Origin of the sequence: Bacteroides sp. MSB163 (genome assembly GCF_036416795.1) — a bacterium.
GTDB lineage: Bacteria > Bacteroidota > Bacteroidia > Bacteroidales > Bacteroidaceae > Bacteroides > Bacteroides maternus.
Map to the genome: position 1 here is coordinate 2,042,265 of NZ_CP143867.1, position 25,965 is coordinate 2,068,229.

16 protein-coding genes, 1 tRNA gene and 1 pseudogene are annotated in these 25,965 nt (G+C 43.0%); 5 read left to right on the forward strand and 13 right to left on the reverse strand.

Features of this window, described 5'->3' with window-relative positions; translation table 11 throughout:
- Positions 1-2 precede the first annotated feature (2 nt).
- The 4 genes from VYM24_RS07090 to pckA form a co-directional block, all read right to left on the reverse strand.
- Positions 3-1,034, reverse strand: a complete 1,032-nt coding sequence (locus VYM24_RS07090; protein WP_330941854.1) for a hypothetical protein — start codon at positions 1,032-1,034, stop codon at positions 3-5.
- 81 nt (positions 1,035-1,115) lie between these two features.
- Positions 1,116-1,760, reverse strand: a complete 645-nt coding sequence (locus tag VYM24_RS07095) for a nitroreductase family protein (RefSeq protein ID WP_299096033.1) — start codon at positions 1,758-1,760, stop codon at positions 1,116-1,118.
- Between the two features lie 45 nt (positions 1,761-1,805).
- Complete coding sequence (locus VYM24_RS07100) at positions 1,806-3,110, reverse strand: MutS-related protein (protein ID WP_330941855.1); 1,305 nt, start codon at positions 3,108-3,110, stop codon at positions 1,806-1,808.
- Positions 3,111-3,244: 134 nt separating this feature from the next.
- On the reverse strand, positions 3,245-4,852 hold the full coding sequence (gene pckA / locus VYM24_RS07105; RefSeq protein ID WP_330941856.1) for a phosphoenolpyruvate carboxykinase (ATP): 1,608 nt from the start codon (positions 4,850-4,852) through the stop codon (positions 3,245-3,247).
- Between the two features lie 282 nt (positions 4,853-5,134).
- Here pckA and upp point away from each other — a divergent pair, with 282 nt between their 5' ends.
- Positions 5,135-5,788, forward strand: a complete 654-nt coding sequence (upp, locus tag VYM24_RS07110; RefSeq protein WP_330941857.1) for a uracil phosphoribosyltransferase — start codon at positions 5,135-5,137, stop codon at positions 5,786-5,788.
- A 324-nt stretch (positions 5,789-6,112) separates the two neighbouring features.
- On the opposite strand, the gene VYM24_RS07115 is transcribed toward upp, so the two are convergent.
- Positions 6,113-6,721, reverse strand: a complete 609-nt coding sequence (locus VYM24_RS07115) for a hypothetical protein (RefSeq protein ID WP_330941858.1) — start codon at positions 6,719-6,721, stop codon at positions 6,113-6,115.
- Positions 6,722-6,855: 134 nt separating this feature from the next.
- Between VYM24_RS07115 and VYM24_RS07120 the strand changes: the two genes are divergently transcribed.
- The gene (locus VYM24_RS07120; protein WP_330941859.1) at positions 6,856-8,073 is read left to right on the forward strand and encodes a sensor histidine kinase; all 1,218 of its coding nucleotides are present in this window, start codon (positions 6,856-6,858) and stop codon (positions 8,071-8,073) included.
- An 82-nt stretch (positions 8,074-8,155) separates the two neighbouring features.
- Here the strand turns inward: VYM24_RS07120 and VYM24_RS07125 are convergent.
- From VYM24_RS07125 to VYM24_RS07135, 3 genes and pseudogenes are all read right to left on the reverse strand, one after another.
- Positions 8,156-11,589, reverse strand: a pseudogene (locus VYM24_RS07125) (bifunctional proline dehydrogenase/L-glutamate gamma-semialdehyde dehydrogenase).
- Positions 11,590-11,927: 338 nt separating this feature from the next.
- A complete protein-coding gene (locus tag VYM24_RS07130; RefSeq protein WP_291553820.1) occupies positions 11,928-12,932 on the reverse strand; it encodes a 2-oxoacid:ferredoxin oxidoreductase subunit beta in 1,005 nt (334 codons plus the stop codon).
- Between the two features lie 107 nt (positions 12,933-13,039).
- A complete protein-coding gene (locus VYM24_RS07135) occupies positions 13,040-14,887 on the reverse strand; it encodes a 2-oxoacid:acceptor oxidoreductase subunit alpha (protein ID WP_291553823.1) in 1,848 nt (615 codons plus the stop codon).
- 449 nt (positions 14,888-15,336) lie between these two features.
- On the opposite strand from VYM24_RS07135, the gene VYM24_RS07140 reads away from it, so the two are divergent.
- Positions 15,337-15,408 (forward strand) — tRNA-Arg (locus VYM24_RS07140).
- A gap of 62 nt (positions 15,409-15,470) precedes the next feature.
- Here VYM24_RS07140 and secDF read toward each other — a convergent pair.
- From secDF to VYM24_RS07165, 5 genes are all read right to left on the reverse strand, one after another.
- Complete coding sequence (secDF, locus tag VYM24_RS07145) at positions 15,471-18,470, reverse strand: protein translocase subunit SecDF (RefSeq protein ID WP_330941860.1); 3,000 nt, start codon at positions 18,468-18,470, stop codon at positions 15,471-15,473.
- A gap of 149 nt (positions 18,471-18,619) precedes the next feature.
- Positions 18,620-20,704, reverse strand: coding sequence for a M3 family metallopeptidase (locus tag VYM24_RS07150; protein WP_330941861.1), 2,085 nt, complete (start codon positions 20,702-20,704; stop codon positions 18,620-18,622).
- A 45-nt stretch (positions 20,705-20,749) separates the two neighbouring features.
- Positions 20,750-21,856, reverse strand: a complete 1,107-nt coding sequence (locus VYM24_RS07155) for an endonuclease/exonuclease/phosphatase family protein (protein WP_044263903.1) — start codon at positions 21,854-21,856, stop codon at positions 20,750-20,752.
- A gap of 14 nt (positions 21,857-21,870) precedes the next feature.
- Positions 21,871-22,761: a rhomboid family intramembrane serine protease gene (locus tag VYM24_RS07160; protein ID WP_291553829.1), complete on the reverse strand. Its 891-nt coding sequence runs from the start codon at positions 22,759-22,761 to the stop codon at positions 21,871-21,873.
- A complete protein-coding gene (locus VYM24_RS07165) occupies positions 22,742-23,476 on the reverse strand; it encodes a rhomboid family intramembrane serine protease (protein ID WP_291553831.1) in 735 nt (244 codons plus the stop codon). The genes VYM24_RS07160 and VYM24_RS07165 overlap by 20 nt, the downstream gene beginning before the upstream one ends.
- A gap of 215 nt (positions 23,477-23,691) precedes the next feature.
- On the opposite strand from VYM24_RS07165, the gene VYM24_RS07170 reads away from it, so the two are divergent.
- Positions 23,692-23,964: an HU family DNA-binding protein gene (locus VYM24_RS07170; protein WP_291553833.1), complete on the forward strand. Its 273-nt coding sequence runs from the start codon at positions 23,692-23,694 to the stop codon at positions 23,962-23,964.
- Between the two features lie 128 nt (positions 23,965-24,092).
- Entirely contained in the window at positions 24,093-25,910 is a 1,818-nt protein-coding gene (argS, locus tag VYM24_RS07175; RefSeq protein ID WP_330941862.1) for an arginine--tRNA ligase, read from the forward strand.
- Positions 25,911-25,965: the final 55 nt, after the last annotated feature.

The following is a 25,965-nucleotide window of genomic DNA, read 5'->3' on the forward strand; positions in this document are numbered from 1 at the left end:
GATTATCCAATGTCTTGATGTTCTTCTTCTGTGGGATCCAAATCGGTGTTGTCTCCTTCAAATGAGATAGAAGTATTTTCATCGTAATGCTTATCTATATTTATAATCTTTATCAGATTCTTTTTATTCCGTTGAATAGTAATGGATTGGTTTGAGATAATGCTGGTCCATTCTTCAGCGTTTTTTGGGCGGTAATAGACGTTGATAGGCAGATTTTCTGTGGCGTTGATATTGCCGTTTCCGATGTTGGCGACATTTTGTAGAGAAAACAGCCTCTCTTCTGACATGGAAAGGGAAGTAGTGGCATCGGTACATTCTATGAGAAATGCTTTGGCATTGCTGGTTTCTACTTTGATGAAATCTCCTATAGACAAGTTTTCAGCTGCAAATCGCAGAGTATAATATGCTCTTTTCAGTTCAATAGAAACAAACTTTACCGGACGATTACCTTCGGTTACGGGATCGGCATTGATCAAGTCAAGTGTTGCGCTGCCATAAAAGCGATGTGTGTCCGTAGGACGTTCACTGATGTCATTGGCTTCCAGATGCATCGCTCCTTTATAAATGTGTTGATGGAAATTCTGGTTTTCATTTAGAGGATTGATGGAAATAACCAGCTTATTGGTGACAGCGGCATCTACCCGTTTATCTGTTGTGATTGAAAATGGGAGTCCGAAATATCCATTGTTGTTATAAGGAAGTTCATTCTTTTTCAGGAAGGTGCAGTCGAACCGATAAATATATCCTTCAATTAGTCCGATGCTTATATCTGAAATATCTTCAAAAAGCCCGGTTGCATAAGGCTGAAAGGTAGAACCCTTTTTCCAGAAAACATTAACTGCATAAATTCCGGCTTCCTGAACTGTAGCTCTGCTTAAAGGTTGTGAATCATATTCCAAAGAAGGCCCGATTTGTAGGCCTATCCAGATTTCTTTTCCATTGATATCAGGAGTATTATTCTCATCAGAGCACGATGAGAATAATATCATCCAGATAAAAGCTACAAATAAGCTATGTGTATCTGCTATTTTCATACATTTCAAGTGATTATCCTACAAATGTAGTAAATAATCTTATACGAATGGAGATGACAAAGCAGAATCTTTAAAAAATCTTTAATCTATGAATTTAATCTTCTCCACATTTCTCGGCTTAGCTGCCGGAGTTTCATCTGGATAACCGAATGCGATACAATAGAGCAACTCATATCCTTCCGGAATATCAAGTCTCTTCAAATATTCTGCTGCATCCGGTGTGGAGTTTATAAATCGTGTCGGTCCTCCTAAACAACAAGAACCTATACCCATAGACCAAGCTGAGAGAATCATGTTCTCACCCAGTAAACCGCAGTCTATCTGTGACAGATCATAAGACTTGTCATTGGCGATAAATACTATTGTAGGAGCATTGCGGAACATATTTTTAAAGTTAGGATCTTCGGCGGCTTTCGGATTCTGTTTCTTGTAAACTTCGGTGATACCATTGATGAAATCCGGATTATCCACTACCCGGATTGCCCAGGACTGCTTGTTCTGACCATTGGGGGCATTGATACCGCAGTTCAGTATAATCTGCATAGTATCGCGGTTCACTGCTTGCGGCTTGTATTTACGAATACTGCGGCGTGACATCATATTTTCAATTACTGCATTTTCATTGCTTGCTTTCTCAGTCACAGTTGTACTCTCTTTTACTTGCATGCCGCATCCGCAGCACAGCAACAGGCTGGCACCTGCTAACATCAATTTGATACTTTTCATATTGCTCTGTTTAATATTGGTTTTCGCAAAGCTAACAAAAAAGACTTAGTAATGAAGTGATTCCAATTCTTTTCTTACCAACCAGTATCCAACTTGTGCCTCGGATATGCCTTCAATCAGATGATAAGGACATATAAATTGATCGTTCTGAATTCTTGAATCCATATAATAGAAAGAACATGCACTGTCTTTCTCAAAATGTTTGGCATATTCCAGAATGTGGGTCGATATAAGGAATGAGCAATGCAAGTATTTTCTGAGTAATTCGTTTACTGCGACAGAAGCTTCAAAGGCATCCTGTGCGTTTGTTCCGCGAAACATTTCATCCAATATTATCAGACATCGCTTATCGGAATTCGCTTTTTGAAGAACTTCTTTGATCCGTAGAATTTCCGCCATAAAATGACTTCTACCATCACGCAGGGAGTCCGGGAGGTTGATTGAAGTATAGATTCCATCAAAAACAGGACAGATCATTGAACGGGCTGGAACCGGTAATCCGCAGTGCGCCAACCATACAGCGATTGTGATGGCTTTGAGAGTTGTTGATTTACCGGCCATATTGGAGCCTGTAAGAATGCATATATTGCCGTTTGACATCTTCCAGTCGTTACTTCGTCCCTCTTTTGTGAACGGATGTACAAAGCCGGTAATAGATAAATCCATCGTTTCTGTCATTTCCGGACAGCAACAAAAACCTCTGTTGATTGCTACATGCTGTGCTGTGCGGCATACGTCTAGTAAATAAATTTGAGAAAGTAACCCTCTGATCTGTTCAAAATGGATACAACGAAACAGGTAATCGTATTTGTCGATGGTATAGTTGGAAGGAGATTTCTCTTTATAGAGACCGATAACTTCTTTCAGTTCGCTGCCATGTATAGTGTCCTGAATGCTTTGCGCTAATTCTTTCAATAGTAAGGGGGCATTTTTCGGGGTATTTTCTCGCAATGATTCCAATCGGTTCAATAATAGGATAATTAAAGTTACACCTCGTCTGATGATATAGCGTTGAGCGTCGTGTCGTAATAAACGGTCGAATGCTGAAGTCAGAGACACCAAAATATTAGGTCTTCTGATCTGATCACGGTATTCCAGATAATATTCGATAAAGTCGAGCTCTTCTTCATCCAAAGGAAGTTCTGGTAACTCTTTCCAGGCTATCGCTTCTTGTCTTTTTCGTATGGCAGATATATCGTTCAGGGGAGAGGTAATCCAATCGAGCATCATGCGTTTTCCGTTTTTAGTCTCCGTTCCGGAGAATAAGGAGTAGAGGGGATATTCGTCATATATTCCTTCTGTAATGCTCAAGTCGGCCTGCGTTTGCCTGTCCGTATCCAGATAAGTCATATTCTTAGGTATTACGTATAGCGCAAAAGTAGGAAAATAATTAGGAAGAACAAATGAAACGGATAAAAACAAAAAAGCGGCTCTTGATATCAAGAACCGCTTTCACATATATATCTAAACAGGTTTTATTCAGATTAGAGCTTCGGACCAGCAGCAACCAGTGCTTTACCAGCTTCGTTACCGGTGAACTTAGCAAAGTTCTTGATGAAACGGCCAGCCAAGTCTTTTGCTTTTTCTTCCCACTTGCAAGCGCATTCGTAAGTGTCGCGAGGATCAAGGATCTTCGGATCAACGTTCGGCAACTCAGTCGGAACTACAAAGTCAAAGAAAGGAATAACCTTAGTAGGAGCCTTGTCGATAGAACCGTCAAGGATAGCGTCGATGATACCACGAGTATCTTTGATAGAGATACGCTTGCCGCTACCGTTCCAACCAGTGTTTACTAAGTATGCCTTAGCGCCTACCTTATTCATCTTCTTAACCAGTTCTTCTGCATATTTAGTCGGGTGCAATGACAAGAAAGCAGCGCCGAAGCAAGCAGAGAATGTCGGAGTCGGTTCAGTGATACCACGTTCTGTACCAGCCAACTTAGCGGTGAAACCAGACAGGAAGTAGTACTGAGCTTGTTCCGGGTTCAGGATAGATACCGGAGGCAATACACCGAAGGCGTCAGCTGACAGGAAGATTACCTGGTGAGCGTGAGGACCTTTAGAAACCGGTTTAACGATGTTATTGATGTGATAGATAGGATAAGAAACACGAGTGTTTTCTGTAACGCTCTTGTCAGTGAAGTCAATCTTACCATCAGCAGCAACCGTTACGTTTTCCAACAGAGCGTCACGTTTGATAGCATTGTAGATATCGGGTTCGCTGTCTTTATCCAGATTGATAACCTTAGCGTAGCAACCACCTTCGTAGTTGAATACACCTTCGTCGTCCCATCCGTGTTCGTCATCACCGATCAGCAGACGTTTCGGGTCAGTAGACAAGGTAGTCTTACCTGTACCAGACAGACCGAAGAAGATAGCTGAGTCAGTACCTTCCATGTTAGTGTTGGCAGAACAGTGCATAGAAGCGATACCACGCAACGGGTTCAGATAGTTCATGATAGAGAACATACCTTTCTTCATTTCACCACCGTACCAAGTATTCAGGATAACTTGTTCGTTAGTCTTCAGGTTGAATACAGTAGCTGTTTCAGAGTTCAGACCCAGTTCCTTGTAGTTGTCAACTTTAGCTTTAGAAGCGTTGAAAGATACGAAGTCAGGTTCACCGTAATTAGCAAGTTCTTCAGCGGTCGGGCGGATGAACATGTTGGTTACGAAATGGGCTTGCCAAGCAACTTCCATGATGAAACGTACTTTCAGGCGAGTAGCAGGGTTAGCGCCACAGAATGTATCAACAACAAACAGACGTTTGCCGCTCAATTCTTTTACAGCTTTAGCCTTTAAGTCAGCCCAAGCTTCTTCAGAGCAAGGTTTGTTGTCGTTTTTGTATTCGTCTGAAGTCCACCATACAGTGTTTTCGCTGGCTTCATTCTTAACGAAGAATTTATCTTTAGGAGAACGACCGGTATAAATACCTGTCATAACATTTACAGCACCCAGTTCAGTTACCTGACCTTTTTCAAAACCTTCCAAACCTGGTTTGGTTTCTTCTGCGAACAGTACATCATAAGACGGGTTGTGGATGATTTCCTTTACGTCTGTGATACCGTACTTGCTTAAATCTAAATTTGCCATTTCTTTTAATGATTTAAAATTTTGGTATTTGGTTTATAATCTCTTGCTAATATCTTTTTACCTTATTTCAAGGGGAGAATTGGTATGAATCAAGCTGTATTCCAAACAGCCCCTTGTTTTTCGCGTACAAAAGTAGTATTTTCTTTCGAAACAATCACCTGATTAGAGAAATTTTTCTTTAATGAGAAGTCTTTTATAACTCCATAACAATATCTGCAAACTGAATGTTGCAAATTGCGCAAGAAATCGTTTACTTTGCGCATAATAATTCAATAAACTATCATGAAGATAATCAATTTTGCCGAAACAAACTCCATCCTGAACCAGTATGTTGCCGAGATCCGGGATGTGCAAGTACAAAACGACCGTCTCCGCTTTCGCCGAAACATTGAACGCATCGGGGAAATTATGGCGTATGAAATGAGTAAGGACTTTGCTTATTCGTTGAAGAATATCCAGACTCCACTGGGGATAGCATCTGTGCAAACTCCGGATAATCAGTTGGTATTAAGCACCATTCTGCGTGCCGGACTACCTTTCCATCAGGGCTTTCTGAGCTACTTTGATGGTGCGGAAAATGCTTTTGTTTCCGCTTACCGAAAGTATAAGGATACGCTGAAGTTTGATATTCATATTGAGTACATCGCTTCACCACGCATTGACGGAAAGACACTGATTATTACGGACCCTATGCTGGCAACAGGTAGTAGCATGGAACTGAGCTATCAGGCTATGCTGACGAAAGGGCATCCGTCGGAAATACATGTCGCTTCCATTATTGCCAGCCGTCAGGCGGTAGAACACATTGCTGAAACATTTCCTGAAGACAAGACTACAATATGGTGTGCTACCATCGACCCAGAGATAAACGAACATTCATATATCGTTCCGGGGTTGGGAGATGCAGGAGATTTGGCATTCGGCGAAAAAGAATAATAAAAAGTTTCCCTAATTTACCCTCACTTTGTCTTGTCCTGATTTTGGTTCATAGTCAGCCCTTAACGGAATGGTGCATTTATTCGTTTTACACCAGGCGTTATTCTGTTTATAATCAGTGGAAGATCACATTTGTCTTAGGAATAATGAGGTGTTGACCTTGGTTGACCGACTTGTCAACCAAGGTTGATGGATCCGTTAACCAAGGTTGACAGGCCTGTTAATCTTGGTTGACATCCAATAAGACTTAGTACTGGGCGTAAAAAGGTCTTAAGCAAAAGCAAAGGAGAGCCTGTTTGTTAGTAGTTCTCCCCGGAGTTCTCTTTAGTCATTCTTCCCGTAATTGCGTTTTATAATTGTGGCCTGAAAAGCCTTTTTATCGGCCAAGAGTAGGTCTTCGTCATCAAAGGCACGAAGGCTGTACCAAAAAAGAAAATCTCCCGTACCACCCAGAATACCGAATAATCCCAGAAAGAATATATTGGCCTCTCCTGTACAGAATCCATGGATTGCAGGCATCACTCCCAATAAGATGCCCGGTAATAATAAGGATACCCGATAGAACTTCAATGGAATAGGACGAGTCAGAGAAAATCCTACTCCAGTCCAGTCAAAATGCCAGTGTAGGAGCTTTTTATCCTTTCCGCTAAACCAGTAAAGAATCCCTGCCTGGATTAGTATATAAAACACGAGGAGTAAAAATATGCAAAGCATAACTTGGGGATTACTGATTTCTTTTACAGTGGTACCCAATAAACGACCGGCACTATAGGATGAAGGTTCATCCCATACATAAACAAACAGATAGCTGCCTGTCAGGAACAGAATGAAAAAAAACAGAAATCCTCTTATGTTGATAGACTTTGCCGTGAGTTTCACTTCCACTCCATCCGGGCGGTTGAATGGCTCCTTATTTACTTCTTTCTTTTCCATAATTCCTTTTTACTGATTTCTACGCTGCAAAGATAACAAGAGTATGAAATTAATTTAGGTTATCAGAATGTTATCTTTATGTTAAGATGGAAAGAAAAGTTTATCTATATTTGCCTGAAATATAAGAATGCTTGATGAAAAAGTCGTATTATATACTCTTTACAATAACTGCAACTGCCGCTGTCCTGTACTTGCTTGGAAATTGGGTGGGACGAAGTTTCGGACTGAACCGGCAGCAAGTAATACGTAATATCCATGAGGCTTACGGGCGTGCGACGGATGCATTTGAGACCGGTCAGACTAAAGATCTGGCTGCCTTTTTTCGTCGCGAACTGGATGATGTGAATCTGAAGCGGATCAAGTTCCGCCTGGATACAGTATCTTTACACAGTGATTCCATCGTATTGAAACAGGATTTACGGTATTTTTCTGATTATCGGAAGCTGTTGGAGCAGCACTATACCTTCGTGTGCCCTGTGAATGACGCTCAGGGGGTACATGCTTATATCCAGAATCTTCGTGCCGGGTTTATCGGTAAACTGCTTTATATGTTCTTCGGAACGATAGTGGCTTTGGGACTTCTATTATTTGCCATACGTAAACAGGTGGATATTATCCGCCGGCAGGATGAGTTGGCACGAATGCGTGAAGATTTCTCTTCTGCTATGGTTCACGACATGAAGAATCCGATCAGTTCCATCTTGATTGGGCTTAAAGTGCTTCGTAGTGGAAAGGTAGATAGTAAGCCTGAGAAGAAAGAAAAACACTTCGATATACTGGAGGCGGAAGCTCAACATTTGCTTGCACTGGCCAATAAAGTACTGACTATCTCTAAACTGGAACATGGACAATTGTTGCTGGATAAGAATTGGATTCAACTCCGTCCTATGGTGGATGAGTTGGTACACACGTTCACTGCTAAGGCAGAAAAGCCTATCACATTTCAGGTTGATTTGCAGGAAGAGGGAGCTTATGCTGATGAGGAGTATCTGAAAGAGGCTTTAAGTAACCTGATAGATAATGCTGTGAAATATTCTAAGGATACAATAGATATACAGATTACTTCCTGCCTTTCCGGACAGTATATTCAGATCAGGGTACGGGATAATGGAATCGGTATTCCGCTTGCGGCTCAACGGATTGTATTTGATAAGTTTGAACGCGTCATTACCCGGAACGAGGATGAGAAGAAGAAAGTATCCGGTTTCGGTTTGGGACTGAACTATGTGATGAATGTAGCCCGGGAGCATGGAGGGTACGTCAGTGTGGAGAGTATAGAAGGGAAATATAGCGAATTTACTGTTTCTTTGCCGTTGCCGGCGGAGAACGAAGAGGCTAATCCGGAGGATTGATATTCTCTTATCGTATATGAGCGTGACCGGGCCTGTCTGTTTTTTTTGTTACAGACAAGCCGGATCACGTTCTTTTAAATTGTTATTCTACAGGTGGCACATCCAGAATACTGCCATATCGATGGTATTCAAATGAGATGCTTTGCTCTTTAATATAATGTATCAACTCTACGCGTCCGTCTTTCACAGGTTTTGCCGTGGCAATGTATTTGTTTCTGCGAGCTGCCTCTTCATACATTTCCATCGGAATATTAGCGCCACAAGTGCGGATGCGTTCATAAGTCCTCATTGTTTTGAGGAATTCATCGAACGTTTCTTTCTTTAGTGTACAGCCGGTAGATGATAATGCAGTCGTGCGATCATCATTCGGGGCAAAGCTGATAGTCAGTGGTGTATGGCAGAGTTTTGCGGCAAGTGCGATCATTTCCGCTTCTTCGTTACTATCTCCCGTGAAAAGACGGAGCACCATATTCTTTAATGGCAGATAGCGGAATGCATTTTGTTCGCCATATAACTTATTGATATCCCGTGCATGCGCAAATTCTTCCTCATACGCATGGGGATAACTTTGCTTGTAATCCGTATTGCTTTCCGGCTTGTCGGTAATCTTCACAAGGCAGGCGCAATAGTTTGGTCCGCCTGCTTTTACACCACCACCGAAAGCAGACTGTTTCATTCCGCCGAAAGGTTGGCGGTTGACGATAGCGCCTGTGATGCCACGATTGATATAAAGGTTACCTGCCAGAATGGAGTTCTTCCAGAGTTTCTGTTCGTTCTCATCCAGACTTTGCAGACCGGAAGTCAAACCGTAGTCCAGGCTGTTTACCAACTCTATTCCCTGTTGAAGATTGTCAATGCAAGCCACGCTTAACATGGGACCGAACAATTCGGTGCGGAATGAATAACTGCCTGGTTTTACTCCCCATTTCACGGTAGGGGCGAGGATGTATTGCTTCTCGTCGATAAACCTAGGTGGAACCAGCCAGGACTCGCCGGGTTCCAGTGTGAGGGCTTGCAGTAACTTGTCGTTCCGGTTGGTAATCATGGGGCCTACTACATTACCGGCTTCCCATACACTGCCTACTTTCATACTGGTGGCTGCATCCTTCAGCTTATCCTGGAAGTTCTTGTCTTCGTATACAGAGCGTTCTACAAGCAGTAGGGAACATGCTGAGCACTTTTGTCCGGCATTTCCGAAAGCGGAAGCAACGATATTCATAATGGCATGATCACGGTCGCCTGAGGCGGTAAGGATAATAGCATTTTTTCCACCGGTTTCGGCGGAAAGTGGGGTAGACGGGTTGGTACGTACAATGCTTTGGGCCGTATCCGTACCACCTGTCAGGATGATATGCTTGATAGCCGAAGCAGTGGTCAACTCTTTCAGTGCTTCACGGTCGGTAATAATGACTTGCAATGCTTCTTTGGGTACTCCTGCATCCCAGAAAGCCTTGGCAAATAGCCACGCTACGGGAGCGGCTACTGTTGCGGGTTTCAGTATCACGGTATTGCCGCCGGCCAATCCGGCTACAATGCCGCCGATAGGAATGGCGCATGGGAAGTTCCACGGTGAAATGACGAGGATTGTTCCTTTGGAGGTGATGTCCACATCATGCAGTGCGGCGAATTTTTTCATTGTTGTGGTATAGAAGCGGGCGTAGTCAATACCTTCGGATACCTCCACATCGCCTTCTACCACTGTTTTACCTGTTACAGCACACATGCTGCCTATCAGGTCTCCGCGCATATCACCCAGGCGATTGGCCGCTTCGAACATGATTCTATGACGTTCCTCTAAAGTGGTGTTCCGCCAGCCTGCGGGATCTTTTTCTGCAATGCCGATGATTTGCTTTACTTGTTCCGTATTGGCTTGCGACATTTCGCAAATACATACTTCATCATTCTGGCAGCGGTCCATGTACTTATGGCGTTTTTCACAAACGATGGTTTCGGCTCCTATTTGCAGAGGAATGATTTCCGGAGTATCGGCGGAAGACTTTTTCCATTTGGCAAAGATCTTTCGTACCCATTCCTGGTTTTGAGGCAGGTCAAAATCCGTATCCGGTTCGTTTTTCATCACGTCGGATGGAGGGACGGGAGAATACGGTAAAAGCCTGTTCTGCGTGCGCGTAGGAATATGAGAAACTCTGTCTTTCTTGTGATATGCTTCTTCAAACTGCTTTTGCAGGAAATTCCAGGTGTCGGTTCCCGGTTTCAGATTGAATGAGTGAGTGAGGAAGTTATCCGGAGCTGTATTCTCATCCATACGGCGTACCAGATAAGAGACTGCATTCAGGAAATGTTCATTTTTCACTACCGGTGCATATAGTATGATGTGATTACCCAGTTGCGACTGCGCGCGCCATACATGGTCGGCCATACCTTCCAACATCTCAAATGTCATATACTCTGAACTGTTGTTTTTCTGGCTTAACAGATAAGCGTAGGCTATTGTGAACAGGTTATGCGAAGCCACTCCGATGTGCAACGCTTTTGCATTTTCGGGCAGCAGGGCGCGTTCCAGAATATGCAGGTAGTTTGCATCTACTTCCGTTTTTGTGGAAAGTATGGGGTTGGGCCAGCCGCGCAAGGAAGAAATCACCGTTTCCATTTCCAGATTACAACCTTTTACAAGGCGCATTTTGAGTGGTGCACCTCCCTCTGCCACGCGTGTCTTTGCAAATTCCAGCAATTCCGTCTGGAAATCATAAGCATCGGGCAGATAAGTCTGTACAACGATACCAGCTGAATAGTCTTTGAATTCCGGTTTGCTTAGTACAGTTTTAAACAGGCGTAAAGTAAAGTGTGAATCTTTATATTCTTCCATATCCAGATTGACAAACTTCGCACGTTTCACTCCGTTTTCATCTGTATGCGGGAAATCTATTGCTTTTTGGTAGAGAGCGGACATGCGTTTCACCAGTTCCGGGAAACTCTCTTCATAATTCAAGGCATGCGTCTGGGCATAGATGCCGGATATCTTGACGGAGATATAGTTAATATCCGGAGCTTCCAATGCTTCCAGGTAATGATGGTAACGGTGATCTGCTTCCCCATTGCCTAAAACAACTTCACCCAATAGGTTAACGTTCTGTCCAACCTTTTGCTGTGCACGTTCGGACAGGTGTCGGGTTAACTTGGGACGTGCTTCATCAAGGATAACTTTGGACGTATCCATGCGTAAGCGTTTCTTTATAATAGGTATGGCAATGAAGTCGAAATGATGTCCGAAGGCTTGGTACATTTTAAAGAGGAAAGTATCCCGCTTGTTCAGAAATTCGGGTACTCCATAGCGGTCTATCAGAGTCTTAATGCGGGTGGCGAGTTTCTTGCGGTCACGTATCTGCGAAGATTCGTCCAGCATTTTACCAGGAACTTCTTGTCCTGCGGACGTTGCACCATAACGGCATATTTATGCTGTTCTTTGCGCTCTTCGTTTGTGATGGTTTGCTCACACGTGTTGTGTAGCTTCAGTACCCATTCTTGTACCTCGGCTATGGTAGGTCTATTATCCATAATCTATTCATGTTTAGTAAATGACTGAAAATAAATATCACTCGCGAACTAAAAACATGAATAAAGGGTGGGACTGAACATTACGGCACGATACCGGTGCAAGGTCTGGAGAGCTTGCTGGGAAAACCGGTCAAAGATTAATCTTCTACCCATAGTACAGTGATGTTAAAGGTTAATGTATGCCTGATGCAAATATACACTAATTCTTTTATTATCAAAGGGAAAGGGGAATATATTTATTCTGTGGATTATAAAAAAAACACCTCATTGCCGTCACTCTTTTATAGTTTGGCAATGAGGTGTTGTAAGAGGAAAGCGGATTTATACTTGCGTATAGTTTACTTCACTTCCCAAATATCATTTGTCATCAACAGTTCCTTGAAGTTGTGATACTTCTTCTTTGCCGATACTTCTTCAATCTGTTCCATGATAGCATCGTCATAAGTCGGAGCTTCTACATCGCGGATCACACCGAGAGCAACCGGGAAGTCAGGCCCTTCCATCAGAGCCAATTTCAGTTGCAATGTATTATCCATGCAGTGTGCATCATGAACGAGGATATCCTTTTCTGTGATACCGTTCTCGCCTAACTTCACAACTTTCAGTCCGAAGCCTTCCTGCATCAATCCAAACTCTTTGTTCTCACCGAAAAGCATCGGCTTACCGTGTTCCAGATAGATAGCATTTTTGGCACGTCCGTCTTTGTTGTATACAGAGTCGTAGGTTCCGTCATTGAAGATAACGCAGTGTTGCAGAATCTCACACACAGCGGCTCCTTTATGGTTAGCGGCAGCCTTCAGAATTTCTCCTGTACCGGGACCATCTGTAGCTACACAGCGTGCAAAGAAACGTCCACGGGCACCGAAGCAAAGTTCAGCTGGGTGGAACGGATCTTCTACCGTACCATAAGGAGAGGATTTGCTGACGAAGCCACGGGGAGACGTCGGAGAATATTGTCCTTTTGTCAAACCGTAGATGCGGTTGTTCAGCAACAGAATGTTGATATCTATATTGCGACGGATAGCATGGATAAAGTGGTTACCACCGATAGCCAGACCGTCACCGTCACCTGAAACCTGCCAAACGCTCAGGTTAGGATTGGTTACTTTACATCCGGTAGAGATGGCGGCAGCACGTCCGTGGATAGTCTGCATCGCATATGTATTCATATAATAAGGTAGACGGCTAGAGCAACCGATACCTGAAATAACGGCAGTTTCCCAAGGCTTAACACCGATTTCTGCCAATGCTTTGTGCAGTGAATTCAAGAAGAAGTGGTCACCGCAACCCGGACACCAACGAGGTTGTCCTTTTTTGAAATCTTTAGCTGTATATTCGCTCATGATGTTCTTAAGTTTTAAGTTGATAAGTTTTTTAGTAGCTACGAGTTACGAGCTACAAGCTACAAGTCTGTTCAGAGCAGTACTTGTTACTCATAGCCTGTAGCTTGTCACTTCTTCAGTATCTTGGTGAAGGCAGCCACCAATTCGCTTACTACGAACGGCTGTCCCTTGACTTCGTTGAATTGATACGGAGTGAAATTATCTACCTTCATGCGGAGATAACCGGCAAATTGTCCCAGATTCTGTTCGGCAACTACCACTTTCTTATATTTCTTCAATACTTCAGCCGTATTTTTAGGCAGTGGGTTGATATAAGAGAAGTGAGCTAAGGCTACTTTTTGTCCGGCTTTGTTCATCTCTTCCATAGCAGAATACAAGTGTCCGTAAGTACCGCCAAAACCTACAATCAGCAGGTCTGCATCATCTGCATAGCCTTGTACTTCTACATCGGGCACAGCAATCTTTGCAACTTTTTCTGCACGCAGGTGGCACATCAGGTTGTGGTTTTCAGGATCGGTAGAGATCGCACCTGTGTTGCTGTCTTTTTCCAGACCACCGAGGATATGAGTATAGCCTTCTTGTCCCGGAATGGCCCAGTAACGTACCTGGTTCTCAGGGTTGCGTTTATAAGGAGTATAGTTATCCTTCATTTCAGGAGTAACATACTGAGGTTTGATTTCAGGATATGTATCCAGATCCGGCAGCTTCCATGCACCGGAACCGTTGGCTACGAAACCGTCTGTCAACAGAACCACTGGAGTCATGTGCTCCAAAGCCATCTTACAAGCTGCATAAGCTGCATCGAAGCAGTTTGTCGGTGAGGTTGCGGCAATAACCGGCATCGGGCTTTCACCGTTACGGCCAAACAAAGCCTGCAATAAGTCAGTTTGTTCCGATTTAGTCGGCAAACCTGTGGAAGGGCCACCGCGCTGTACGTTCAGAACAACCAGAGGAAGTTCTGTAATCACTGCCAGGTTCATAGCCTCTGATTTCAAGCAGATACCCGGACCGGAAGTGGTAGTTACAGCCAATGCGCCTGCAAAAGATGCACCGATAGCTGTAGCACAGCCGGAAATCTCATCTTCGCATTGAACGGTAATGACACCTAAAGATTTATGTTTGGAGAGTTCATGTAATACGTCCGTAGCAGGAGTGATGGGATAAGAACCCAGGAATAACTTCAGACCTGCCTTTTCTGCAGCAGCAATGAAACCGTAGGCTGTAGCTTTGTTACCCATGATATCCATGTATATTCCGGGTGTTTTTATCTTACTTTCTATCTTATAAGTATGCGCTACAGAAGCATGTGTATTGTGACCATAGTCGTAGCCGGCGTGAATTACCTTGATGTTGGCTTCAGCTATTTCCGGCTTTTTTGCGAATTTCTCTCTAAGGAAATCTTCTGCAATCTTCAGGTCACGATTGAACAACCAGCAAACCAGGCCGAGAGCGAACATGTTGCGGCATTTCAGCATTGCTTTATTGTCCATACCTGTTTCTGCCAGGCAATCTTTCACCATTTGAGAGATAGGAGCAGCAATCACGTCTTGCTTAATACCCATTTCTTCGATAGGATTGTCAGTCTTGAAAGCGGCTTTCTGTAAATCGGAAGCCTGGAAACAGTCTGTGTCGATGATGATACAAGCAGTAGACTTAGCAAACTTATACTGTGTTTTCAATGCGGCAGCGTTCATAGCTACCAATACGTCGCATTTATCACCCGGGGTGAATACTTTGCTGGCGCCGATGTGTACCTGGAAACCTGATACACCGGTCAGAGAGCCTTGCGGGGCGCGGATATCTGCGGGATAGTCAGGGAAAGTACTGATGTCATTTCCCACCGTAGCCGATACTGTTGAAAAGATGTTGCCGGCGAGCTGCATACCATCGCCGGAGTCTCCGGAAAAGCGGACTACCACTTGATCCAGTTCTTTTACCATCATGTCGTTTGCCATAATTTCGTATTACTATGATTAATTTATAGGATCACTTAAAATCTGTTCTTATGTTGGTTGGGGTACTTACAAAAAGTACTACGCTTTTAAAGATGCGTTTGCAAATGTCGGAAAGTTATGCGACTTGGCAAAATCTTTTCGAATTAATCTGTGATTGTGTACTAAAAGAATTGATAAATGAGTGTTTTTTGATATTTGGAGTGAACAAAACTCTGACTATGTGTCTGACTTGAACGGATAAAAGTTGCATATTATCATTTATTTTTGGTTGCGTAACTGTTGACTAAATGTAAGATTGAATCGCCAATATACTACTGTTTGTAGCTGATTTAGGTTGACACTTTGATAAAATCTTGTGTAGACTGTATTTCTTTAACTTCTCGATAAAAGATTCATTCGCCTTTGTTAAATCGGGAGAATGCTTTATCTTTGCAACCGTAAATGTTTTTGGTCCTGTAGTTCAACGGATAGAATAGAAGTTTCCTAAACTTTAGATAGGGGTTCGATTCCCCTCGGGACTACAAAACAAAAAAGGGAAGCCATTTATTCGGCTTCCCTTTTTTGTTTTGTTACTATATAATTCTTATTTTGCTATTTCAACAGCAGGCTCAACAATCTTTTTGTTCTTCATCATCATATATGCGATAGGAGATGCAACGAACAGAGAAGATAATGTACCGATTACAACACCGAGAATCATTGCAAATGCGAAACTGCGGATAGAGTCACCACCAAGGATGAAGATACACAGCAGCACGATTAATGTACTCAATGAAGTATTTATAGTACGTGCCAGAGTCGTATTCAACGAATCATTGAACAATTGCTTTCTGTCACGTTTCGGGTACAGGCTGAAGAATTCACGTACACGGTCGAAGATTACCACTTTATCATTGATAGAATAACCGATAGCCGTAAGGATAGCACCGATAAATGTCTGGTCAATTTCAAGAGAGAACGGCATCCAACCCCAGCACAATGAATAAGCGCCAAGAATCATTAATGTATCACTGGTCAGTGCAACTACGGAACCCACACTATATGCAATGTTGCGGAAACGGATCAAGATGTAGAGACCGATGGCGATAAGAGCGAGAACTACAGACCACATGGCCGAAGTCTTGATATCATCTGCGATACTCGGACCTACTTTCTGTGAGCTGACGATACTGCCACCTGTGTGATTTTCGCGGTCGATGAATGTCTCCAGCGTGATGTTCTGCGTCAATACCGGTTTCAGCGTTTCATACAGATATGCTTCGATTTCTGAATCGACATTATTACCTTCTTCTTCGATACGGTAGTTTGTGCTGATACGTACAGTCTTCTTATCGGTACCGATAGCAATTACACTTACATTAGAATCACCGAACTTGCTGGCGATTAACTCACGTACTTGTTCCGGTTCTACGGCGTTTTCAAACTGTACCTTGAAGTTGCGTCCACCGGTGAAGTCGATACTCTGGCTCAAGCCACGCACGAACAGTGAACCGATACAGATAACAAGGATAATGCCTGTAATTGTAAACCATTGCTTATTTCTACCCATGAAGTCGAAATGTACATTCGTCATCAGGTTCTTAGAGATCTTGGAAGAGAAAGTCAGGTTCAGCCATTTATCTTTATTCATGAAGTATTCATATACCAGACGTGTCATGAACACAGCGGTAAAGAATGAAATCAAGATACCGATAATCAAGGTCGTGGCAAAACCACGGATAGGACCTGTACCGAAATTAAACAGGATAATACCCGTGATGATAGACGTTAAATTTGAGTCGAAGATAGCGGAGAATGCATTAGAATAACCGTCTGCGAGGGCTTTTTTCACACCCTTACCTGCGCGTAACTCTTCTTTTGTACGTTCATAGATCAACACGTTCGCATCCACAGCCATACCCAGGGCTAACACCATACCGGCAATACCGGACATTGTCAGAGCCGCCTGGAAGGATGAAAGGATACCCATTGTAAAGAACATGTTCAGTACCAATGCGCCGTTGGCAACCATACCCGGAATGAAACCGTACATGGAGCACATATAAATCATCAATAGTATCAATGCTACGATGAATGAGAATACACCGGCGTTGATAGATGCCTGTCCCAAAGACGGACCTACGATATCTTCCTGAACGATACGTGCGGGAGCCGGCATCTTACCGGATTTCAGTACGTTCGCTAAGTCCTTTGCCTGTTCGGGAGTAAAGTGACCCGTGATTTGCGAGTTACCACCTGTAATTTCAGTATTTACATTCGGTGCAGAATATACATAGCCGTCCAATACGATAGCGATGCTCTTACCAATGTTTTGTTTAGTCAACTGTGCCCAGCGGCGTGAACCGTCTGTATTCATTGACATACTTACAGCAGGTTTACCAAACTGATCGTATTCGTCTTTAGCGCTTACAACAACATCACCTTCCAGCGGAGCGCGTCCGTTACGTTCGGTTGAGCGGATAGCGTAAAGTTCGAAAGTTTGTCCTTTCGGATCATATTCGTAAGCGGAAACACCCCATTTCAGACGAAGGTCTTTCGGAAGTTCGGCTTGAATTTCTTTCATGGAAAGATATTTGTTGATGTCAGCAGTATCCTTGTAATTAGCATAAGCTACAACAGGACCTTGTCCGCTGGAATTAACTTGCAGTACAGCCAGCAACGGATGTTCTTTCTTGATTTGTGCAAGATCAACGGATTGTGCTTTGTTCTCGCCTTTCAATGCAGCGGCAAGACTGTCGGCTGTGCTGATAGCTTGTGCTACAACCGGAGCAGCGGTGCTGTCAACAGCTGCACTGTCAGCAGGTGCTTCATTGGCTAAAATGCTACGCAGTTTGTTATCAGCAGCTTGCAGATAAGGTGCAATATCCTTTGCGTTGTATGTTTCCCAAAACTCCAGATTAGCGGAACCTTGAAGTAATTTTCTTACACGTTCCGGTTCCTTGATACCCGGAAGTTCCACCATGATACGTCCCATCTTGTCTTCCAGACTTTGGATGTTGGGCTGAACCACACCAAAACGGTCGATACGAGTACGGAGTACGTTGTATGAGTTGTCAACAGCGGCTTTTACTTCCGTGCGCAGTACCTTTTCTACTTCCGCGTCGGAGGTCTTTTGGTTAACTTTGTCTTTTAACTGTTGAGTGGCGAAAAGCTCGGAAAGACGTGCGTCCGGAGCAATTTTGTGATACTCTCTCACAAACAACGTAATGACGTCGTCCTGGCTGCTAATAGCCTGTTTTGCAGCATTTGCCAATGCTTGATTGAATGCTTCGTCGGGTTTGTTGTCCGCCAATGCTTTGATTACATCGGGAACGGAAACTTCGAGGATGACGTTCATACCACCCTTTAAGTCCAAACCTAAACTGATCTCCATCTCTCGGCACTGTTTCAGTGTCCAATTGCCGAAGAATACTTTCTCATTAGCCAGAGAATCCAGGTAGTCCTGCTCTACTTTCACATCGCCTTTTGCAAACTCTTTAGCCTTATTGGTATAATGGCGAGTCACAAAAGAAAAGGAGAGATAGAACACACACACCAGTGTGAGCAATACCGCAAAAACCTTTACAAATCCTTTGTTTTGCATGTTACTTTTAGTTTATTATGATTACTTTTTTAATTAATTTCTGTTGCGTACAAGGCTGCAAATATAGTTTTTTTTTCACATTCGGAAGTAAAAGGAACTCAAATATTTGCACATGATAAAGAATTAACTCCCTCCGTATAGCAATGTTTTTATTTCATTCCGCGATTTTTTAACATCGGTTCCAGTTGTGGCTCCGTTCCGCGGAAGTTCTTGTAAAGAGTCATCGGATCTTCGCTGTTACCCTTTTCCAAAACGTTATTCCGGAAGAGGTCGGCTGTCTTTTTGTCAAAGATGCCGTGTTCCTTGAAAGCTTCGAAAGCATCGTTGTCCAATACATTTGCCCACAAATAGCTGTAATAGCCGGCAGCATAACCGCCAATGATATGGTTGAAGTAGGTGGTACGATAGCGTGGAGCTATTTCCGGAATAAGCTCCAGTTTGTCCATGGCCTCTTTCTCATATGCCAATACGTCCAGGTTCTGGGTGTCTGTCAGGTTGTGCAGATTCATATCCAGAATGGCAGCAGCCAGTAATTCGGTGGTCATGAAGCCTTGGTTGAAGGTTTTCTGATTCAGAATCTTTTCAATAAGGCTGTCGGGGATAGTTTCGCCGGTTTGATAATGTTTGGCATACATTTTCAATACTTCAGGTTCGGTAGCCCAATGCTCATTGATTTGTGAAGGCAACTCAACGAAGTCGCGTACTACGTTTGTGCCGGAAATACCTTTATAGTTGCATTTTGTCAGCAATCCATGCAGGGCATGACCAAATTCATGGAATAGTGTTTCCACTTCGTCAATAGTCAGCAATGAAGGCATATCGCCTACGGGCTGTGTGAAACTGCATACATTGCATACCAACGGGCGGATAGCACCTTGTTGTTCGCGATAGTTGCTCATCCATGCACCGCCGCTCTTACCCGGACGGGGGAAATAATCTACGTAGAAAACACCCAAGTGTGAGCCGTCTGCATCTTTCACTTCGAATACTTCTACATCGGGGTGGTATACGGGGATACCTTCCAATTTCGTTAAAGTGATGCCATAAAGCTTATTAGCTACAGCGAAAGCGCCTCCGCGTACATTTTCCAACTTAAAGTAAGGCTTGATTTCGTTTTCTTCCAGATTGTATTTCTCTTTGCGGAGTTTTTCTGTATAGAACCACCAGTCCCACGCTTCCAGTTTTTCACCTTTGCCTTCTTTATCCATTATTTTCTGCAATTCAACAGCTTCGGCTTTTGCTTTTGGCAATGAATGGCTCCACAGGTTGTTTAAGAAGTCCATAACGGTTGTGGAATTTTTAGCCATCGTATTATCCAGAACAAAATTAGAATAACAGTCGAATCCCAGTAATTGCGCTTTTTCAAGACGCAGTTTTACGATGTCTGTAATATTTTTCTTGTTGTCATTCTTGTCATTGTTGTTGCCGCGGTTGATGTAGGCTTTATACATTTGTTCGCGTAACGGACGATTTTCGGAGTATTGCAGGAATGGAAGACGACTGGCATTACCCAATGTAAACAGCCATTTGCCTTCTTGTCCGTCTTCTTTGGCTTTTTCAGCAGCGCTTTGACGGAACCAGTCGGGCAGTCCGGCAAGGTCTTCTTCCTTGTCTATATAAAGTTTGAAGGCATTGTTTTCATTCAGAACATTATCACTGAATTTGATACCTAATGTAGACAGTTCTTTATTGACTTCGCGTAAGCGTGCCTGTTTCTCTGGGGATAAGTTTGCACCGGAACGGACAAAACCTTTATGGGTCTCTTCCAACAGGCGTTGTTGTTCGGTAGTCAGTCCCAGCGCGTCTTTCTGTTGGTATACAGCATCAACTTTCTTGAAAAGATCCTGATTCAGTGAGATATTATCACTGTGTTCGGACAATGTCGGGGCGAGTTTAATAGATAATTCTTTCAGATCATCTGTTGTTTCTGCTTCCGTCATGTTATAGAAGATGGCGCTAACCCGGTCCAATATCGGAGAGCTATTATCGAGAGCAACGATTACGTTTTCAAAGGTTGGCGCCTCGGAATTGTTCACTATTGCATCGATATTTGCATTTTGCTCTTCAATGCCTTTCAGAAAGGCAGGTTCATAGTGTTCCAGTTTGATTTTATCGAAAGGCGGTACGCCATGTTCGGTTTGGAACTCAGTCAGGAACGGATTAGTTTCCGTTTGCGTGGTACAGGAGTACATCATACAACTTGTAGCTAAAATAAAAATACACTTCTTAAACATAAGTTCTAAGTATTAGGTATAAAGTATTAATTATTAATTCGTTTTTCAATCTTTTCTCTTCAGATAACACCAGATTGGATAATGGTCGGATTCTTTTATGGAACGATCCACCGTACAGTTATAAGGTTTAAGGTTTTTGCTTGCCAGGATATTGTCTATCCGGAAATAGAATTTATTCTGATTATAAGAAATACCCAGTCCGCGGCCGGACTTGGTGAAAGCATCATTTAATCCTTTTTCAATGACCCGGTGTGCATAGGAAATCGGTGTATCGTTAAAGTCGCCGCAGACGATGATATAAGGGTATCGTGACGCTGAGATTTCCTGGGCGATACTGTCTGCTTGTGGGGCGCGAATGGCGGATGCTTCTGCTAGCTTGCGGATGAGCAGGCGTGCACCGCTTTTAACTTTTTCCGTTTCAGGAGATTTGAGCATACTTTCGTAGACTACTTTGTCTTCTTTAGTCAGCTTGTTAGATTCCAGATGATTGTTGATGAGCATTACGGTATCTTCTCCCATTTTCAGTTCATAAACCACTGAACCATTGTATTCACTGACATAATCCAGTTTACGGGATGAAAGAATAGGGAATTTAGAGTAGCAGGCTATCCGGTTGGTGTGGCCTTTTCCACTTCCTCTTCCCACTATCTGGATGTTATGATAGGGATAATCTTTTAAAGCCTTTTCCACATCTTTCTGGCTGAGATAACGGGGAGATTCTATCGTTTGGTATTCTTGCAGGCATAAGATATCTGCTCCGCTATTCTTCAGATAATTCAGAATGAGATTCTCACCATCCTTTTTGACCGCTCCGTCGAAGCCCATGATGTTATATGACAAGACCTTGAAACTGTTTTCGGGTAATTTGCTAGTGTGGAAATTGAGCGGGAGATAAGTCCGTATTTGTGAATAGCATAAAAGAAATGCTACCAGTGGAAAAAGTGCAAACTTATACTTTTGAATAATAAGCCAAAAGATGAAAAAACAGATGTTTATCACCAGGAAAATAGGAAATGTCAGCCCGAAGCAGGACTCTACGGGGTGAGCAACCGGCTTGATGTGCGGGCTGTAAGCGGTGAGAAGCAGCAAGCTTATAAAGAAAATATTAACCGCTAAAATCAGGTAGGCTACGAATTTACCAATATGCTTTATTCCCATTTTCTGTACTATCGTTTGCTCGCATCGAAAAGACTTTTCTTTTCTTCTGTGGTCAGGCTTTCATATCCTGATTTTTTCAGTTTATCGAGGATACGGTCTATTTCTTCGGATTGAGATTTCTTGCGGGCGTTGTAGTCATAGTCTTTCTGACGGCTGTTACCATAGTGAACTTTCATCTTCGGTTTGCGGGGCTTGAAGCTGAACAGTGAAACGATAGCATCTAGAATTTTGTTAATCCAGGCAGTGATATCTTTTCCTTTACTGAGTCCGGCAGCAAACCAGAGTCCCGCCAATGCACCGCCCAGATGGGCAATATGTCCGCCTGCATTGCTGGATGTAATGAACAGTAAATCCGTACCGATGACAATCAGTGCCAGATATTTCAACCGTATCGTACCAAAGAGGAACAGCCGGATGGGGTAGTTAGGTTCGCGGTACGCTGTAGCAGCTACGATAGCAAGCACGGAAGCGGATGCCCCCAACATGAATGAATAATCGACCATCGGGCGGAAATACGGAAAGATATTATAGGCTGCCATGTACAATAATCCACCGCAAATACCCCCTAAGATATACGCCCCGCGCAGATGTTTGGCTGAGAAGAACATTAGGAATAGTGCTCCGAACCAGTATAGCCACAACATGTTGAACAGGATATGTAAAAATCCTGCATGCATAAACATATATGTGAACAGTGACCATGGCTGTATGATGAACTGTGTGGGTGAAGCGGGCAATTCCAGCCATTCAAACGCACCGCCGAGGCTGCGATTGAATAATTGCAGAATTACCTCCGTCAGCGTAGTGACTACAAATACAGCTACGTTGATATAAATCAGCTGGATATAAATATTCCCTCTGCGAAAAGCTTCTTTAAGGTCAGTTATAATAGTACCCATTTCCTCTATCTTTTTTTCTCCAGTACATTATCAGTATAAAACCGAATATCATACCGCCCAAGTGTGCGAAGTGCGCTACATTGTCGTTAGGATTGTTGGCAAAACCAGCGTACAGTTCAATCAGTGCATATCCGATAACAAAGTATTTGGCTTTTATCGGAAACGGCAGCGGGAATATGAATAGCGGCTGGTTGGGGAACAACATTCCGAAGCCCAGCAAAATGGCATACACGGCTCCTGAAGCTCCTACGGTAACTCCGTTTAAGAGAGCATTCAGATTTGCCATGGGCGGATAGGTGTAATTCATATTATCCCGTATGATTTGAGCGCCTTCCTGATATACGGTATTAATCATTTCCGGACTCATTCCGGCCTTTGCAGCCTGAATACGTATGTAGGTTACCAGCATGCTGATTAAGCCTGCGCCTATACCACATATCATATAGTAAGATAAAAAACGTTTGGGTCCCCATACTTGTTCGAGTATGCGACCAAACATCCACACGGCAAACATGTTAAAGAAAAGATGCGTGAAACCTCCATGCATAAACATGTATGTGATAAGTTGCGCTATGTTAAAGTCATCGGCAAGAAAGAAATGAAGGCCCAGATAACGGGCTAAATCAAGATGATAACTTTGAGCAACAATGGTCGCAAGAAAGACCAGTACATTAATGATTAATAGGTTCTTAGTAACTGTTGGTATAGCATTCATAATTTGTTATTTCGTTCAATGAGTCGCAAAAATACGAATAAATTCTGTTCTATAACAGAAAAACGCCTTTCTATTCTTTATTTTTCGCCAAAATCCAATCTTTTTTTAATGTTTTTATTTGATATTCAGAAATATTGCTCTATTTTTGTAGAGGTTTGTGAACGACTAATGCGGATATCTTTTGTGTAACATATTAATTATTTAATTTTAGTATTATGAATAAGTCAGAACTTATCAACGCTATGGCGGCAGAGTCCGGTTTGACCAAAACGGATTCTAAGAAAGCATTAGATGCTTTCATGGCAGCAATCACGAAAGCCCTAAAGGCTGGTGACAAAGTATCATTGGTTGGCTTCGGTACGTTCGTTGTAGTAGAGAGAGCAGCACGTCTGGGCATTAATCCTTCTACCAAACAGAGCATTACGATTCCTGCAAAGAAAGTTGCTAAGTTTAAACCTGGTATGGAGTTGACTTTGGCCATCGAATAAAGGAAGGCTATGAATGAAAAATAGAAAAGGAGGTGCTATGAGGTGTCTCCTTTTTTATTATCCGTACAGATGCAACGCGTAATTCGCCAAAATATAGTATCTTTGCGCCCGGAAAATACTTTTAAATCATGAATATAGAAGATAAACTGGTAGCGTCCGTCATCAACGGACTGAAAGCGCTGTATGGACAGGACGTGCCTGCCGCACAGGTGCAACTGCAAAAAACCAAGAAAGAATTTGAGGGACACCTCACGCTGGTAGTTTTTCCTTTCCTGCGCATGTCGAAGAAAGGACCGGAGCAGACAGCACAGGAGATTGGCGAATACCTGAAAGCTAACGAACCTTCGATAGCTGCATTCAATGTAATCAAAGGTTTCTTGAACCTGACTATCGCTTCTTCCGCCTGGATTGAATTGTTGAATGACATTCATGCCGATAAGCAATACGGTATTGTTGCTGCCACGGATAATTCTCCGTTGGTGATGATCGAATATTCTTCACCCAATACCAACAAACCACTTCACTTGGGACATGTACGCAATAATCTTCTGGGCAATGCTTTAGCCAACATTGTGATGGCAAATGGCAATAAAGTGGTAAAAACAAATATTGTCAACGATCGTGGTATTCATATTTGTAAGTCCATGCTGGCCTGGTCCAAATATGGTAACGGTGAAACACCCGAATCATCAGGAAAGAAGGGGGACCACTTGGTAGGCGATTATTACGTTGCTTTTGATAAGCACTATAAAGCTGAAGTGAAGGAATTGATGGCTAAATTTCAGTCTGAAGGCGCGACGGAAGAAGAAGCTAAAGCAAAGGCTGAAGCCGCTTCTCCTCTAATGAATGAAGCCCGCGAAATGCTGGTGAAGTGGGAAGCTAATGATCCGGAAGTGCGTGCGCTTTGGACTAAAATGAATAACTGGGTGTATGAAGGTTTTGATGAAACTTACCGTAAAATGGGTGTAAGCTTTGACAAAATATATTATGAGTCAAATACCTATCTTGAAGGGAAAGAGAAGGTGATGGAGGGCCTTGAAAAGGGGTTCTTCTATAAAAAAGAAGATGGTTCCGTATGGGCTGACTTTACTGCTGAAGGTTTGGATCATAAGTTGCTACTACGTGCTGATGGGACTTCTGTTTATATGACTCAGGATATAGGTACAGCTAAATTACGTTTTGCTGATTATCCTATTGACAAGATGATTTATGTAGTAGGCAACGAACAGAACTATCATTTCCAGGTACTTTCCATCCTGCTTGACAAGCTTGGATTTGAGTGGGGAAAGAGTCTCGTACATTTCTCTTATGGTATGGTGGAATTGCCCGAAGGTAAGATGAAAAGCCGCGAAGGCACAGTGGTAGATGCTGATGATTTGATGGAAGAAATGATTAGTACTGCCAAAGAAACTTCTAATGAATTGGGCAAGCTGGATGGTCTGTCTCAGGAAGAAGCTGACAATATCGCTCGTATTGTTGGTTTGGGCGCCTTGAAATATTTCATCCTCAAGGTAGATGCCCGTAAGAATATGACGTTCAATCCGAAAGAGTCAATTGACTTTAATGGAAATACAGGTCCGTTCATTCAATATACGTATGCGCGTATTCAATCTGTAATGCGTAAGGCTGCTGAAGCCGGTATTGTAATTCCCGCTGAAATACCTGTTGGTATTGAGTTGAGTGAGAAAGAAGAAAGCCTTATTCAGATGGTAGCCGACTTTGCTGCTGTAGTGAAGCAGGCAGGTACGGATTACAGTCCCTCTATTATTGCCAACTATACTTATGACCTGGTGAAAGAATACAATCAGTTCTATCATGATTTTAGCATTCTGCGTGAAGAGAATGAGGCTGTGAAAGTTTTCCGTCTCGCTTTGTCGGAAAATGTAGCGAAGGTAGTTCGCATCAGCATGGGCTTGCTGGGTATTGAAGTGCCGGATAGAATGTAAAAACAGCTATCTATAAAAATAATCAGCCCCGGAATGTATTGGTCATTCCGGGGCT